Source organism: Pseudomonas sp. MPDS, assembly GCF_013283895.1.
Taxonomy (GTDB): Bacteria; Pseudomonadota; Gammaproteobacteria; order Pseudomonadales; family Pseudomonadaceae; genus Aquipseudomonas; species Aquipseudomonas rhizophila.
On the sequence record NZ_CP054128.1, the window covers coordinates 4,776,126 to 4,791,890 of the forward strand.

12 protein-coding genes and 3 pseudogenes are annotated in these 15,765 nt (G+C 52.9%); 13 read left to right on the forward strand and 2 right to left on the reverse strand.

Going from position 1 to position 15,765, the window contains the following annotated elements; all coding sequences use genetic code 11:
- Nucleotides 1-10: 10 nt before the first annotated feature.
- The 13 genes and pseudogenes from HQ912_RS20990 to HQ912_RS21050 form a co-directional block, all read left to right on the forward strand.
- Complete coding sequence (locus tag HQ912_RS20990; protein ID WP_014819639.1) at nucleotides 11-997, forward strand: 2Fe-2S iron-sulfur cluster-binding protein; 987 nt, start codon at nucleotides 11-13, stop codon at nucleotides 995-997.
- Between the two features lie 143 nt (nucleotides 998-1,140).
- Nucleotides 1,141-1,455 (forward strand): naphthalene 1,2-dioxygenase system ferredoxin NdoA, encoded by a 315-nt coding sequence (gene ndoA, locus HQ912_RS20995; RefSeq protein WP_009399901.1) that lies wholly within the window; start codon nucleotides 1,141-1,143, stop codon nucleotides 1,453-1,455.
- A gap of 69 nt (nucleotides 1,456-1,524) precedes the next feature.
- Entirely contained in the window at nucleotides 1,525-2,874 is a 1,350-nt protein-coding gene (locus tag HQ912_RS21000) for an SRPBCC family protein (RefSeq protein ID WP_173407257.1), read from the forward strand.
- Nucleotides 2,875-2,889: 15 nt separating this feature from the next.
- The gene (locus HQ912_RS21005; RefSeq protein WP_014819637.1) at nucleotides 2,890-3,471 is read left to right on the forward strand and encodes an aromatic-ring-hydroxylating dioxygenase subunit beta; all 582 of its coding nucleotides are present in this window, start codon (nucleotides 2,890-2,892) and stop codon (nucleotides 3,469-3,471) included.
- A gap of 69 nt (nucleotides 3,472-3,540) precedes the next feature.
- Nucleotides 3,541-4,320 (forward strand): 3-(cis-5,6-dihydroxycyclohexa-1,3-dien-1-yl)propanoate dehydrogenase, encoded by a 780-nt coding sequence (hcaB, locus tag HQ912_RS21010; protein WP_173407258.1) that lies wholly within the window; start codon nucleotides 3,541-3,543, stop codon nucleotides 4,318-4,320.
- Between the two features lie 47 nt (nucleotides 4,321-4,367).
- On the forward strand, nucleotides 4,368-5,819 hold the full coding sequence (locus HQ912_RS21015) for an aldehyde dehydrogenase (RefSeq protein ID WP_173407259.1): 1,452 nt from the start codon (nucleotides 4,368-4,370) through the stop codon (nucleotides 5,817-5,819).
- Nucleotides 5,820-5,846: 27 nt separating this feature from the next.
- On the forward strand, nucleotides 5,847-6,755 hold the full coding sequence (gene nahC, locus HQ912_RS21020; protein ID WP_020307243.1) for a 1,2-dihydroxynaphthalene dioxygenase: 909 nt from the start codon (nucleotides 5,847-5,849) through the stop codon (nucleotides 6,753-6,755).
- A gap of 406 nt (nucleotides 6,756-7,161) precedes the next feature.
- Nucleotides 7,162-8,166 carry a dihydrodipicolinate synthase family protein gene (locus tag HQ912_RS21025; RefSeq protein WP_037060439.1) on the forward strand — a complete coding sequence of 335 codons (1,005 nt, stop codon included), beginning with the start codon at nucleotides 7,162-7,164 and terminating at the stop codon, nucleotides 8,164-8,166.
- Nucleotides 8,167-8,424: 258 nt separating this feature from the next.
- The gene (locus HQ912_RS21030; RefSeq protein WP_003292062.1) at nucleotides 8,425-9,093 is read left to right on the forward strand and encodes a 2-hydroxychromene-2-carboxylate isomerase; all 669 of its coding nucleotides are present in this window, start codon (nucleotides 8,425-8,427) and stop codon (nucleotides 9,091-9,093) included.
- 84 nt (nucleotides 9,094-9,177) lie between these two features.
- Nucleotides 9,178-9,282 carry an alcohol dehydrogenase catalytic domain-containing protein gene (locus HQ912_RS28180; protein ID WP_180983588.1) on the forward strand — a complete coding sequence of 35 codons (105 nt, stop codon included), beginning with the start codon at nucleotides 9,178-9,180 and terminating at the stop codon, nucleotides 9,280-9,282.
- A gap of 295 nt (nucleotides 9,283-9,577) precedes the next feature.
- A complete protein-coding gene (locus tag HQ912_RS21040; RefSeq protein WP_173407260.1) occupies nucleotides 9,578-10,978 on the forward strand; it encodes an OmpP1/FadL family transporter in 1,401 nt (466 codons plus the stop codon).
- Between the two features lie 374 nt (nucleotides 10,979-11,352).
- Nucleotides 11,353-12,457, forward strand: a pseudogene (locus HQ912_RS21045) (IS3 family transposase).
- 50 nt (nucleotides 12,458-12,507) lie between these two features.
- A pseudogene (locus tag HQ912_RS21050) lies at nucleotides 12,508-13,029 on the forward strand (IS5 family transposase); the annotation flags it as partial.
- Nucleotides 13,030-13,595: 566 nt separating this feature from the next.
- Here the strand turns inward: HQ912_RS21050 and HQ912_RS21055 are convergent.
- Together HQ912_RS21055 and HQ912_RS21060 are read right to left on the reverse strand one after the other, a co-directional pair.
- Complete coding sequence (locus HQ912_RS21055; RefSeq protein ID WP_024162457.1) at nucleotides 13,596-14,846, reverse strand: FAD-dependent monooxygenase; 1,251 nt, start codon at nucleotides 14,844-14,846, stop codon at nucleotides 13,596-13,598.
- A gap of 219 nt (nucleotides 14,847-15,065) precedes the next feature.
- Nucleotides 15,066-15,635, reverse strand: a pseudogene (locus tag HQ912_RS21060) (IS5-like element ISAch1 family transposase); the annotation flags it as partial.
- Between the last annotated feature and the right edge of the window lie 130 nt (nucleotides 15,636-15,765).

Below are 15,765 nucleotides of genomic sequence, written 5' to 3' on the forward strand. Positions count from 1 at the left end.
AGCTAGATCTATGGAACTTCTCGTACTACCGAACAATCGCCGCTTGCCTTTTGATTCCGGTGCCAACCTTTTGGAAGTGCTCCGTGAGCACCGTGTGGGTATTTCCTACAGCTGTATGTCTGGACGATGCGGTACTTGCCGCTGCCGAGTTATAGATGGCAGCGTCATTAGTTCGGCGGCGAAAAGCGGTGACTCAAATCGCATCGAAGAGCATTATGTACTCGCCTGTCAGTCAGTGCTCACCAGCAATTGCGCAATTGAGATCATAGACTCAGACGACATAGTCACTCACCCGGCGCGAATCATCAAAGGCATGGTTGTCGCCGTCGAGTCGCCCACTCACGATATTCGTCGCATCCGCATTCGCCTCGCCAAGCCCTTTGAGTTCTCACCCGGACAGTACGCGACGCTACAGTTCAGTCCCGAACATGTGCGTCCATATTCAATGGCTGGTCTGCCAGATGACCAAGAAATGGAGTTCCATATCCGCAAAGTGCCGGGCGGGCGTGTCACGGAGTATATTTTCGAGCACGTCCGCGAAGGTACAAGCATTAAGTTGAGCGGGCCTCTTGGTACGGCCTATCTGCGTCAGGCTCACACCGGGCCGATGCTGTGTGTGGGCGGCGGGACCGGACTCGCACCGGTGCTGTCGATTGTTCGCGGCGCGCTGAAGTCGGGAATGACGAACCCCATCCACCTTTATTTCGGGGTGCGCAGTCAGCAAGACCTTTACGACGCAGACCGATTGAACCAACTCGCGGCTATCCACCCTCAACTGACTGTCCATACAGTGATCGCGACGGGCCCGATTAATGAGGGCCAGCGAGCCGGCCTAATTACCGATTTGATTGAAAAAGACATTCCCTCGCTGGCTGGGTGGAGAGCCTACCTGTGCGGCGCACCAGCGATGGTTGACGCTCTATGCACCGTCGCCAAAGTTCTTGGAATATCGCCCGAACATATTTATGCCGATGCCTTCTATCCCAGCGGGGTCTGAATTGCCCCGACCCTGCACCTCTGTACATCGAGAATTCATCAGGAAGACACTTAAATGAGCATCACTAACAACAGCCGCGTCAGAATATTTGGGACAGCTGAATGATCTCTAACTCCATCATTACCCCATTTGAAGATAGCTTTATGACAGAAAAATGGATTGACGCAGTCGCTCTTTATGAAATCCCTGAAGGTGACGTCCTCGGCGTGACAGTCGAAGGTAAGGAACTAGCGCTGTATGAAGTGGAAGGCGAAATCTACGCTACCGACAACCTGTGCACACATGGTGCTGCCCGCATGAGTGATGGCTTTCTAGAAGGCAGAGAAATTGAATGTCCTTTGCATCAAGGTCGATTTGATGTTTGCACAGGCAGGGCCTTGTGCGCCCCTGTGACACAGAACATCAAAACATACCCGGTGAAGATTGAGGGCCAGCGTGTGATGATTGATTTGAGCTGAGAATTTTAATAGGAGGCACCCCGGACCCTAGAGCGTAATCCCCCCCATTCGATTTTTTTAGGTGAAAATATGAATTACAAAAATAAAACCTTGGTGACTGAATCTGGGCTGACCCAAAAACACCTGATTCATGGCGACGAAGAACTTTTCCAGCGCGAACTGGAAACCATTTTTGCTCGGAACTGGCTTTTCCTGACTCATGACAGCCTGATTCCGTCCCCTGGCGACTATGTTACGGCAAAAATGGGGGTTGATGAGGTTATCGTCTCCAGGCAGAACGACGGTTCGATTCGTGCTTTCCTGAACGTTTGTCGTCACCGTGGCAAGACGCTGGTACACGCAGAAGCAGGTAATGCTAAAGGTTTCGTTTGCAGCTATCACGGCTGGGGCTTCGGCGCTAACGGTGAACTGCAGAGCGTCCCGTTTGAAAAAGAACTGTATGGCGAGGCGCTCGACAAGAAATGTATGGGATTGAAAGAAGTCGCTCGTGTAGAGAGCTTCCATGGCTTCATCTATGGTTGCTTCGATGAGGAAGCCCCTTCTCTCATAGACTATTTGGGGGACGCTGGCTGGTACTGGGAGCCCATGCATAAGCATTCCGGTGGGTTAGAACTGATCGGTCCTCCAGGCAAGGTCATAATCAAGGCTAACTGGAAAGCGCCCGCGGAAAACTTTGTGGGGGATGCATACCACGTGGGTTGGACGCATGCGTCTTCGCTTCGTACAGGGCAGTCGGTCTTCTCGTCGTTAGCTGGCAACGCAGCTTTGCCCCCAGAAGGTGCAGGTCTGCAAATGACCTCCAAATACGGCAGCGGCATGGGTGTGTTGTGGGACGGATATTCAGGCGTGCACAGCGCAGACCTGGTTCCGGAATTGATGGCCTTCGGCGGTGCTAAGCAGGAACGGCTGAACAAAGAAATTGGCGAGGTTCGCGCACGAATCTATCGTAGCCACCTCAACGGCACCGTTTTCCCGAACAACAGTTTTCTGACCTGCTCGGGTGTCTTCAAGGTATGGCACCCGATCGACGCAAATACCACTGAGGTATGGACCTACGCCATGGTCGAAAAAGACATGCCCGAGGATCTCAAGCGCCGCTTTGTCGACGCGGTTCAGAGAACGTTTGGGCCTGCTGGCTTCTGGGAAAGCGATGACAATGACAATATGGAAACGGTATCGCAAAACGCCAAGAAATATCAGTCCAGGGATGGCGATCTGATTTCCAACCTGGGTTTCGGCGGGGACGTATACGGCGACGAGGTTTATCCTGGCGTCGTCGGCAAATCGGCGATTGGCGAGACCAGTTATCGTGGCTTCTATCGGGCTTACGGCGCGCACATCAGCAGCTCTAGCTGGGCTGAATTCGAGGATGCCTCTAAAAATTGGCATACCGAACTGACAAAGACTACTGATCGCTAACAGACGAGAGGGACCATGATGATTAATATTCAAGAAGACAAGCTTGTCTCCGCCCACGATGCCGAAGAGTTTCTTCGTTTCTTAAATTCCGGCGACGAGGCTTTGCAACAAGAAGCTACCACGTTGCTAACCCGGGAAGCGCATCTTTTAGACATTCAGGCTTACCGCGCCTGGTTAGAGCACTGCGTGGACTCAGAGGTGAAATATCAGATTATCTCACGCGAACTGCGCTCAGCTTCCGAGCGCCGTTACCAGCTCAATGAAACCATGAACATTTTCAACGAGAATTATGAACAACTGGAAGTTCGCGTAGCGCATCAACTGGATCCGCAAAACTGGGGCAATAGTCCAAAGGTGCGCTTTACTCGTTTCATCACAAATATCCAGGCTGCAATGGACGAAAATGAAGATTTGCTTCACATTCGCTCCAACCTAATTGTTCACCGAGCACGACGCGGCAATCAAGTCGATGTCTTCTATGCCACTCGGGAGGATAAATGGAAGCGCGGCGAAGATGGAGCGCGTAAGTTGGTCCAACGATTGATTGATTATCCAGAGCGCACATTCCAGACGCACAATGTGATGATCTTTATGTGACCCAATAATCGCCTTTACAAATGGTGACTGCTACAAGCGGTCCCATTGTTCAAAAGGAAATTTGTGTGTATGAGCAATCAACAAGTCGTTTCGATAACCGGTGCTGGCTCAGGAATTGGTCTCGCACTGGTTCGATCCTTTAAGTCCGCCGGTTATTGCGTATCCGCTCTCGTACAAAACGAGGAGCAAAAGGCGAGCCTTTGCAATGAGTTCAAGGACGCACTCGAGATCGTCGTGGGCGATGTCCGGGACCACGCAACAAATGAGAAGCTGATAAAGCAAACAACCGATAGATTCGGCCATCTCGATTGTTTCATTGCAAATGCCGGTATTTGGGATTACATGCTTGGCATCGAAGAGCCTTGGGAGAAAATATCGAGCAGTTTTGATGAGATATTCAACATCAATGTCAAGAGCTATTTCAGCGGTATCAGGGCCGCCCTGCAGGAACTGAAAAAGACTAGCGGATCAGTGGTGATGACCGCTTCAGTGTCGTCCCATACGGTCGGTGCTGGTGGTTCATGCTACATCGCCAGCAAACATGCGGTCCTGGGCATGATGAAAGCTTTGGCTTACGAATTGGCTCCCCACATTCGCGTCAACGCCGTAGCACCGGGCGGCACTGTGACGCCTCTGAGCGGTCCCGCAAGCGCCGGCTTCGACAAAACTCACATGGAAAAAATGCCCGGTATCGAGGACATGATCAAGGGTCTAACGCCTCTTGGAATTTCAGCCAAGGCCGAAGACGTAGTGGCACCCTATTTGTTGTTGGCGTCGCGAGATCAAGGGAAATTCATTACCGGGACTGTCATTAATATAGATGGAGGGATGGCGCTCGGTCGCAAGTAGGTTTGTCGCCTATCTTGAAATAATAACTAAATTTCTGGTAAAACCGCATGAATACAAAATTGTTTATCAACAATGTCTGGATCAATTCCAGTGACCAACAGACCTTCGAGCGAAAGCACCCCGTCAGTGGTGAGGTGATGACGGAGTGTGCAAACTCCACGGTGATGGATGCGTTAAAGGCCGCGCAAGCTGCCCAAGAGGCGTTCCAGACCTGGAAGACTGTTGGCCCTTCGGAGCGTCGCCGCCTTCTGCTGAGGGTTGCTGAGGTCATGGAAAGTAAAACACCCGAGTTTATCGAAGTGATGGCCAAGGAGGTGGGAGCCTCCGCTCTTTGGGCCGGCTTCAATGTCCAGATGTCAGCTAATGTGTTCCGTGAAGCGGCATCGCTGGCTACACAAATTCAGGGGGAAACTATTCCGACAGACAAGTCTGACACGCTCTCAATGACGCTACGTCAGCCGGTCGGTCCGATCCTGAGCATCGTTCCGTGGAACGGCACCGCAGTGCTGGCGGCACGAGCCATCGCTTATCCGCTGGTCTGCGGCAACACGGTGGTATTCAAAGGTTCCGAATTTAGTCCCGCGACGCATGCCCTGATCACCCAGTGCGTGCAGGAAGCCGGGCTGCCTGCTGGCGTACTCAACTATCTCAATTCTTCGCCTGACCGTTCGCCCGAGATCGCGGACGCATTGATTTCGGCCAAGGAGATCCGCCGCATCAACTTCACGGGCTCCACCCGCGTGGGCAGCATTATCGCGCAGAAGGCCGCGCAACACCTCAAGCGCTGCCTGCTGGAGCTCGGTGGCAAGTCCCCACTTATTGTTCTGGATGACGCGGACATCGACGCAGCTGTCAAGGCAGCGGTATTCGGTAGCTTCCTGTTCCAAGGTCAGATCTGCATGTCCACTGAGCGCTTGGTGGTTGATGAGAAGATTGCCGACGAATTTGTCGCCAAATTTGCCGAAAAGACCAAGCGTTTGAGCGCGGGCGACCCATGCGTAACTGGCGACTGCATCATCGGCCCAATGGTCTCGCCAAATTCAGGCGAGCGGATCAATGGTTTGTTCAAGGACGCGATCGACAAAGGAGCCACAGTTGCCTGCGGCGGCATGGCCCAAGGTGCGGTCATGCCGGCCACGATCCTGGATCACGTCAAATCCAACATGCGGATCTACGATGAGGAGACCTTCGGTCCCATCACTGTGGTGATCCGTTGCAACGGCGAAGCAGAGGCCATTCGCATTGCCAACGACAGCGCCTATGGCCTGTCGTCGGGCGTATTTGGCCGCGACATCAACCGTGCTTTGCGCGTGGGCATGTCCATCGAATATGGTTCAGTGCACATTAACGGATCGACTGTCCAAAGCGAGGCGCAGGCTCCATACGGAGGCACTAAGAACACTGGCTACGGGCGCTTCGACGGCCGTGCTGTGATCGATGAGTTCACAGAGCTCAAGTGGCTGACCATCGAGCCTTTCGAGCAGCAGTATCCCTTCTAATAAGCACTAACTCCATGGAATCAAACTATGAGTAAGCAACCTGCAGTTATTGAACTCGGATACATGGGCATCTCGGTCAAGGATCCTGATGCGTGGAAATCATTCGCCACGAATATGCTGGGCCTGCAAGTTCTTGATGAAGGTGAGAAGGACCGTTTCTATCTACGTATGGATTACTGGCATCATCGAATCGTGGTCCATCATAACGGCCAGGACGACCTGGAATACCTGGGCTGGCGTGTGTCCGGAAAACCGGAGTTCGAGGCTCTCGGTCAAAAACTCATTGACGCCGGTTACGATGTTCGCGTCTGCGATAAAGCCGAGGCTCAGGAACGAATGGTGTTGGGCCTGATGAAGACAGTAGATCCAGGCGGCAACCCGACCGAGATATTCTGGGGCCCCCGGATCGACATGAACAACCCGTTCCATCCCGGCCGCCCCCTGCACGGCAAGTTTGTGACTGGTGACCAAGGCCTGGGTCATTGCATCGTTCGCCAGACCGATGTCGAAGCTGCCCACAAGTTCTATAGTCTTCTGGGCTTGCGTGGGGACGTCGAATACCGGATCCCGCTGCCCAACGGCATGACTGGCGAACTAACGTTCATGCATTGCAATGGTCGGGACCACTCCATTGGGTTTGGTGCCATGCCCGCTGAAAAGAGGCTCAATCATGTGATGCTTGAGTACACCGACATAGAGGATCTGGGATACACCCATCAACAGTTTGTAAAGAACGACATTGACATTGCCTTGCAACTTGGCATTCATGCTAACGACAAGGCGCTGACGTTCTATGGCGCAACACCTTCCGGCTGGCTCATTGAGCCCGGCTGGCGAGGTGCCAAGGCCATAGACGAAGCGGAGTACTACGTTGGAGACATCTTTGGCCATGGTATCGAGACCACTGGCTACGGCATGGATGTAAAATTGAGTTAAAACTACAACCAAAGTTACAGGCGCAGGCTCTCTTCCAGATATGCGTTGGGGAAAATTACTTATGCTCCTGCAGTATTAATTTTCCCGATTTTGCTCCGGTTCACCCTCACATCGGGGCTGTAATAGATTATGCAAGGATCGTGGCGAATGAGGATGCTAGTCTCAGTCGTTCGATGCAGATCATGCATGGGGCCCAGCACTGCAAGTTCATGTTGACTTAACGAGCGACTGGCTCGTTAGTATTGATATCCGGAAGCTGTTCCTTAAACCGAACGTATAAAGGTGATTGGGCTCCAAGAGGCTACAGCTACGGTAACTCTAGATCCGTAATTTGGAGTCGGTCGCGATTGGACAACGATTCTGACTAACCTAGTTCCAGCTTTTTTACCTAACCAAGAGTGTCTCCATGTCGAATAAAACTATGAAACCAGCGCGTCTTACTGCCGAGGATATCCATGGTGTCTGGGCTATTATGCCAACGCCGGCTACTCCGGATGCTTCTAACTGGCGCAGCACTAACACAGTTGACTTAAACGAGACTGCTCGCATAGTTGAAGAACTGATTGCGGCTGGTGTCAACGGAATTTTAAGTATGGGCACTTTTGGCGAGTGCGCTACGTTGACCTGGGAGGAAAAACGTGACTATGTTTCGACGGTTGTCGAAACCATTCGTGGTCGCGTGCCTTATTTCTGCGGCACCACGGCCTTGAATACCCGCGAAGTCATCCGCCAAACTCGTGAGTTTATGGATATGGGCGCCAGCGGTACCATGCTCGGTGTCCCAATGTGGGTGAAGATGGACCTGCCCACAGCGGTCCAGTTCTATCGTGATGTTGCAGAGGCGGTACCGGAGGCTGCCATTGCGATTTACGCTAACCCTGAAGCCTTCAAGTTCGACTTCCCTCGCCCCTTCTGGGCAGAAATGTCCAAAATTCCGCAGGTAGTAACTGCCAAGTATCTAGGCATCGGAATGCTTGACTTGGACCTGAAATTGGCACCCAACATCCGCTTCCTTCCACACGAGGACGACTATTACGCGGCCGCACGCATCAATCCTGAGCGCATGACCGCGTTCTGGTCAAGCGGCTCCATGTGCGGCCCGGCTACCGCCATCATGTTGCGTGATGCAGTGGATCAGGCCAAGAGCAGCGGTGACTGGATCAAGGCCAAAGCCATCTCCGATGACATGCGCGCAGCCGATTCGACATTGTTTCCGCGTGGCGACTTTTCGGAGTTCTCGAAATACAACATCGGACTTGAAAAAGCACGCATGGATGCAGCTGGCTGGCTCACAGCTGGACCATGCCGTCCGCCCTATAACATCGTCCCAGAAGACTATATTGCTGGCGCCCTTAAGTCAGGCAAAGCTTGGGCCGCACTGCATGCTAAATACAGCAAGGAATTGAAGTAGTCCAACTCGATTGGTCTGGCGAAATGCTGGAAAAGACGCTGAACGATTTGAAATATATTAGATTAATCATATTTCTTGCGCTACTAGTAGGCGTCGCCAGTTCGGCAAATTTAGCTAAGACTGCTAGTCTCGCAGACTCGGGTGTGAAGTCAGGCTTTAGGAATACCGAATGAAGCCAGCATATCAAGCCGACGATGGGTGCCATCCTTGATGAGGCAACCCACTGTTGGTTGGCTTAGTTTTTTGGAGTGTTTGATTGTGATTGTTGATTTCTATTTCGACTTTTTGAGCCCTTTTTCTTACTTGGCTAACCATCGCTTGTCGAAGCTAGCCCACGATTATAGCTTTTCCATTCGCTATCACTCGATTGATTTGGCGCGAGCCAAAATCGCCATCGGAAACGTAGGCCCCTCCAATCGCGATCTGAAAGTCAAACTTGCCTATTTGATGGTGGATTTAAAACGCTGGGCCGAGCTGTACGGATTACCGTTTTTATTTCCTGCCAATTACAATAGCCAACGGATGAATGCTGGGCTCTATTACTCGGGTGCCGAAACGCAGACTGCTGCTTACGTGAATACAGTATTCAATGCAGTTTGGGGGGAAGGTATAGCTCTGGACTCGGAAAGCCTGCTTGCCCTAGTGTGCGGGACTCTAGGGTGGGATCGCGCTGCTTTCGAGGAGTTTCTCAGCAGCGACGCTGCAACAAATGCGTATGATGAGCATACCCAGGCCGCCATCGAACGTAAAGTATTCGGTGTACCAACGATGTTTTTGGGCGATCAAATGTGGTGGGGCAACGACCGTCTATTTATGCTCGAGAACACACTGAGGTGCGGCTGTAGTGCTGGAATAGCCGCCGCGGGGGAAACCGGAGTAAAACCGGTAACAGAAGGAGATGGAAATCAAAGCGGCAATAGTCCGTAAAAAAAACGGCCCATTCTTATTCGGGCATGTAGCTCTTAATGAGCTGCAGAAGATCAAGTTCTCGTTATATTGGTTGCGACCGGGTTGTGTCATACGGATCTGATTTGTCGCGATCAGCATTATCCGGTTCCGCTCCCGATGGTTTTAGGGCATGAAGGGCCTGGTGTAGTTCCTGCTATTCAATCGTAAGCTTCGTGGAATCGTCGAAGATCAGTCGATTTCAGATATTTTTATTCCGAGGTTGGTGGAACTTTATCGCCAGGGGAAGTTTCTATTTTACAAGCTAATTAAGTTTTATCCTTTTGAGGAAATCAATCGAGCCGCCGAAGACTCGGAAGAAGGGGTCACGCTCAAGCCGGTGCTCCATATTGGTTGAAACGTGCTGGTAGAATTACGCGGCTCGTGTGGGCTTTTCTAAGGTTGCGGGCAGTTTGCTTTTAGTGATGTTGTATCCCAAAAACAAAATTAATAAACGGTGGAACATATGATTAAAAAAACAAATTTACTCAATAAAACAATTAGTGCTGCGATCTTGGGTATTGCGTCAAGCCATGCGGTAGCGACGGATGGTGTGTTTTTGGAGGGCTTTGGCGCGGTTTCCAGAAGCATGGGCGGTACGGCTGTTGCTCATTATGTCGGGCCCGCGTCAATGATGGTCAACCCAGCGACAATGGACTTGTCTGATGCGACAGGTGAAATACTGCTAGGGCTAGATCTGATTACCACAGATATCAGCGCCACTAATCTTGGTACAGGCGAGAAAGCGTCATCAAGTCGGCATTCTAATAATAGAGGCCCCTATGTTGCCCCTCAGCTTGCTTTTATCCGTAAAGTTTCTAACTGGACCTTTGGCGCGGGCATATTCGCACAAGCGGGGATAGGGGTCGAGTATGGGAAGGACAGTTTTTTGTCCCGCGGCGATATTGGCGGAATGGGCTATGCCGCCGATGCTGATACCGGCCTTGAGAACGCCAGTCGCTTGTTTGTACTTGACATACCTTTTGCCGTGAGTTTTAAGATTAACGATCGTCTTGTTATCGGTGGATCGCTAGATGCAAAATGGACTGGTTTGAATCTCGATTATTTGCTGGGAACGAACCAGTTGGGTAGTCTCGCCGGTGATGGGCGTGTGTCCGGTTCGCTGTTGGGCTTGATCGGCACTTTACCCGACCCGCGGGGTGTGCATTTGAGCGTTAGCCAAAACAAGGAACTTGCGAGTGGTGTCGATGGTTGGGGATACTCGGGTAGGTTAGGTTTGCTATATAAGATTACGCCAACGACCAAGTTGGGTATCTCCTACATGCTCAAAAGCCATATGAACGATTTGAAAGGGAAGGGGACTGTTACCGCGGTAGATGGCCTCATCGGTAATGTGCCTATCGAGGGCGAGGTTCGTGTTTTAGACTTTAATACCCCTGCCAAACTTGACGTGGGTCTGAGCCACCAAGTTACGGACAAATTACTCGTTGCTGTTGATGTGTCTCGCGTTTTTTGGAAGGATGCCTGGAAGGATATAAAGGTAGGGTTTTCTAGTGATGTTGGTGATGTCGACTTAAGACTTCCTCAAAATGCCAAGGATCAAACAATAGTGGCGATTGGGGCTTCGTATGCAGCTACCCCGAATTTAACAGTGCGAGCAGGTTACCGTCAGGCGACGCAGCCCTTTAATGATGAGGGATTGTTGGCGCTAGTTCCGGGTATTTTGCGGAAACACGCTTCCTTGGGATTCAGCTACCAAGTATCAAAATCGGGTAGGTTCGATGCTGCGTATTCGCATGCCTTCGAGCAAAGTATGACCAATCGATCGGCTTACAACACCTCGTCGCCCGTGAGATCGTCCATGTCGCAAGATAATTTCGTCTTAGCCTATAATTATTCATTCTGATTAAATCGCTATCGTGAGCATCTGAAGTTCGTACTAATTAATTTTAGCCGCTGTCTTTGTTGGCTCGATCTTCGGGGGCAATAGCGATCTGGTTGACTAGGGATGGTCTGAAGTAGTCACGTATTTCTGGCTGACTTCAGCCCTGCCAATTTTAAAAGCGGCGATTCGTCTAAAAAACGATCGAATCATCCATTCTTTCTGGATTTTTAGCCGCCGCGAGCACCTCGCGGCGGCCATTTCCCGCATTACAGGTGCGGATTCCACGGCCATCCGGCCACCCATTCCATGAGCATCTGGCCACCGATTCCGACGTCTCCCCTGATTTGAGTAGCGCTCAGCTTTAGAGTCCAATCCCAGTAACCAGGAGATTGGACATGAAGAAGCGTTTCACTGAAGAGCAAATCATTGGCTTTCTACGCGAAGCCGAGGCTGGGCTGCCGATCAAGGAGCTGTGTCGTCGGCACGGCTTTTCAGAGGCCAGTTACTACCTCTGGCGCAGCAAGTTTGGCGGGATGAGCGTGTCGGATGCCAAGCGCCTGAAGGAGCTGGAAAGCGAAAATGCCCGGCTTAAGAAAATGCTCGCCGAGTCGATGCTGGAGATTGAAGTCACCCGCGAGGCGTTGCGAAAAAAGTGGTGAGCGCACCCTCGCGTCGAGAGCTGGTGCGCCACATGACGGCACGCGGCTTGAGTGAGCGCCGAGCGCTTCAGGTGATGCGCATGAGCGCCAGTGCTCTGCGCTACCAACCGAGGGCGGATCGCAACCAGAGCCTGCGCAAGCGCATTGTGGCCCTGGCTCATCGGCATCGCCGCTATGGCGCCGCGATGATCTATTTGAAGCTGCGCCAGGCTGGCGAGGTGGTCAACCACAAGCGGGTGGAGCGCCTGTATGCCGAAGCCCGCTTGCAGGTGAAAAGGCGTAAGCGCAAGAAGATTCCGATTGCAGATCGACAGCCGCTGGGCCGCCCGCGGGCCGCCAACCAGGTCTGGTCGATGGACTTTGTATTTGATCGCACGGCTGAAGGGCGTGTCATCAAGAGCCTGACCGTGGTGGATGATGCCACCCATGAGGCTGTAGCCATCGTGCCGGAAAGAGCGATTGGCGGGCTTTCGTTGACGCGCATCCTGGATCGTCTGGCCATGTCACGCGGACTGCCCAAAGCCATCCGCACGGACAATGGCAAGGAGTTCTGTGGCAGGGCCATGCTGACCTGGGCTCATCAGCGAGGTGTGCAGCTGTTCCTGATTGAGCCAGGTAAGCCCAATCAGAATGCCTACATCGAATCGTTTAACGGGCGCTTCCGTGATGAATGCCTGAACGAACACTGGTTCACCAGCCTGCCGCACGCCAAGGTAGTGATTGAGTCCTGGCGGAGGGAATACAACGAAGAGAGACCGAAGAAAGGGCTTGGTGGGTTAACCCCATCGGCCTATGCCGAGCAACTGGCCTCGAAAGCCGTTACATTGACCCAGGACTCTAAAGCCAGCTGCTACTGAAGACGGGGAGACGTCGCACCCGCCCGAGTTTCCGATGAAACAGATCACTTTCGCCGACGACGAGTACGCCGGTAAGCGCAAGCAGACCCGCAAGGAATTGTTCCTGATCGAGATGGATCGGGTTGTGCCATGGAAGGGTTTGATTGCCTTGATCGAGCCGCATTACCCCAAGGGCGAAGGCGGCCGACCCGCCTATCCGCTGATGGCGATGCTGCGCGTACATCTGATGCAAAACTGGTTCGGCTATAGCGATCCGGCGATGGAAGAAGCGCTGTACGAGACCACCATCCTGCGTCAGTTCGCCGGGTTGAGCTTGGAGCGCATTCCTGACGAGACCACCATCCTCAATTTCCGCCGGCTGCTGGAGAAGCATGAGTTGGCGGCCGGTATCCTTGGCATGATCAATGGCTACCTGGGAGATCGCGGCCTGTCGCTGCGCCAAGGCACCATCGTCGATGCCACGCTGATCAATGTGCCGAGTTCGACCAAGAACAAGGACGGCAAACGCGACCCGGAGATGCACCAGACCAAGAAGGGTAACCAATATTACTTCGGCAGTGCGACCCGAAAGTCGCATGGGTTTCTGTTCCGCAGGTTAACGCCCGACGGAACCGACTGTTCCACCACTCGTTCCCTACCCAGACAGGCGTGGCCGGTAACAGCCGGGTCTGAAGCTCTGGGACAATGTTACCGCCGATATTTCGGTAGGTCGAACCGCGAGGCCAGACTGAATCTGCCAGCATCAAGGCGGAGATTAGCTAGGGATGAGCGGGTACGGCTAACACAAGTGAACCTCATATAAACGTCGTCATAGTGTCGAGCCTGCTGGAAATGACCTGAACCGGGCACCGGTTGCGTGATGCAACCGGCCATTCACGATGCTCTGCGAGCGCCCAAGTCGGCGTTCGGATGCCAAGGAGCTGCACTTTCGAATCCTGGCTCAGTCCGGATGAGTGTTTTTAGAGGTGCCCCAAGAGGCTTAGGCCATCAAGACCCAGGATGGTAAAGATTTCCACAACTCGCTTCCCGGTTAATCGCAATGCTGCTCCGCTTAGGTGAGTAGCATTGCACCACAGGTCTTCTACGGTAAATTACATTCCGAGGTGACGTAGAAAGCCCGCATCACAACCAGGTGCCGCCCTGGCGTTCATCCGGCTCGTTGAGATCGCTAGCATCGAAGCCGTGGATCCAATCGAGGTGATGCACCATGGCATCATGAGATGCAAGACGTGCATCGCGCCGATCCCTCTCTTCACCCGGTGGCAAGTGCAACATATCGCCAGTGGTCACGGACGCATACACAACTTTGCGCGCCCGGCCACGACGCAGTCGCTCGTAACGTTCAAAGGTTTCTGCAATCGACGCGGAACCCGCAGCGGCAATGCAGTCAGCAAGGACCACGGCATCCTCGATCGACTGGTTGGCACCCTGTCCATGGTGCGGTACTAGGGAATGTGCAGCATCACCGAGCAGCGTTACCCGACCTTTGCTCCAGCGGCCAAGGGTCATACGATAAACCATTCCCCATCGCTGATTTACTGTCTTCAAGGTGTTCGAAGCGATCATCTCGACGAGAGCAGGATGCCAGTCCTTGAAGAGGCGTAGCTGTTCACCGTCGTCTGTAGGCGCAGTCGACTGTTTTAGTGGCCAAGTCGTCGGAGTGCGCTCTACGAGAAAGAAATTGATGTCTCCTTTTCTGTCTCCGCCGATCGGGTAGTGAAGACAGTGGCCGGACTCACCCATCCAGAATTGAATAGCGGTCGGATCAGGCATGCTCGGTATTTTATCGATTGGAACAATCCCACGAAATGCTGTGTACCCCGCGTATATGTAATCTTCATAGCCGAGCATCAAATTCCGTACGGTGGAACGCATCCCGTCAGCACCGATGACTATATCGGCTTCCGCTTTGCTGCCATCCTTAAAATGTAACACTACCTGTTCGCCAGTGTCATCGATATTTACTAGGCGTTTATTCAGGTGGATGCGTTCCATACCCACCTTGGTGGAGAGGATTCGTTGCAACTCGGCCCGGTGGATGCCGAGATATGGGCCGCCGAAAAGGTCTCGATACGCCAGCCCGCCGGCGTGCCTGCCGATTTCACGGCCAGTCTTTCCGTCCCGGTAGATCAAAGCAGAAATTTCAAACGCAGCCTCGTCAAACTCCTCGCCCAAACCCCAGTGGTTATAATAAAAACGCGTGGCATTGGCGGATAATGCGACCGCGGCACCCACCTCACGCAACTCCTCCGCTTGCTCGTATATATCAACGTCGATACCGTGGTGGCGCATCGCAATCGCAAAGGTCAAGCCACCGATGCCGCCACCGACCACAGCAATGCGGCGTATTTTATTGGTTTCTTTTTCATTCATAATTATTATCTCTTTCTTATTAGGGGTGGGCGAAAATTGAGATGGTGCGAATGGCATCATGCTGGGGCATTTAAGGATGGTCTGAAGTAGTCACGTATTTCTGGCTGACTTCAGCCCTGCCAATTTTAAAAGCGGCGATTCGTCTAAAAAACGATCGAATCATCCATTCTTTCTGGATTTTTAGCCGCCGCGAGCACCTCGCGGCGGCCATTTCCCGCATTACAGGCGCACCTCTCCTGTATTCGCCAGTAAATGTCGGCGCGCCATCCACAGGTTCGACAGGGCGAACAGCGTCACCAACTGCGCCGTGTTCTTCACCAGCCCTCGAAAGCGAACTTTGGTGTAACCAAACTGGCGCTTGATCACCCGAAACGGGTGCTCGACCTTGGCCCGCACCTGCGCCTTGGCCTTCCCGACCTTGCGCTTGGCTTTGTAGAGCGGGCTGCTCTTGCCAAGCTTTTTGTAAGTACTGCGGCGTGCCGCGACCTGCCAGATCACCGCCCGGCCCTCATGTTCGGAGCGCTTTTCGACGCCCGTGTAGCCGGCATCGGCGCAAACGACGTTTTCGTCGCCGTGCAGTAACTTGTCGACCTGAGTGACATCCGCCACGTTGGCTGGCGTACCGACTACGCTGTGTACCAGACCCGACTCATCATCCACTCCGATGTGGGCCTTCATGCCGAAGTAATATTGGTTACCCTTCTTGGTCTGGTGCATCTCCGGGTCGCGTTTGCCGTCCTTGTTCTTGGTCGAACTCGGCGCATTGATCACCGTGGCATCGACGATGGTTCAGAGCTTCCTTAACAGGGGCGGTGAGTTGCAGCGTCTCATGCCGTGGCGTGAGAGCCCGCTCTGACCACGCTCCCATTAATGATGCCGTTGGGTGAAAAATAGAGAAGGCTGTTATATAAGTAAATAA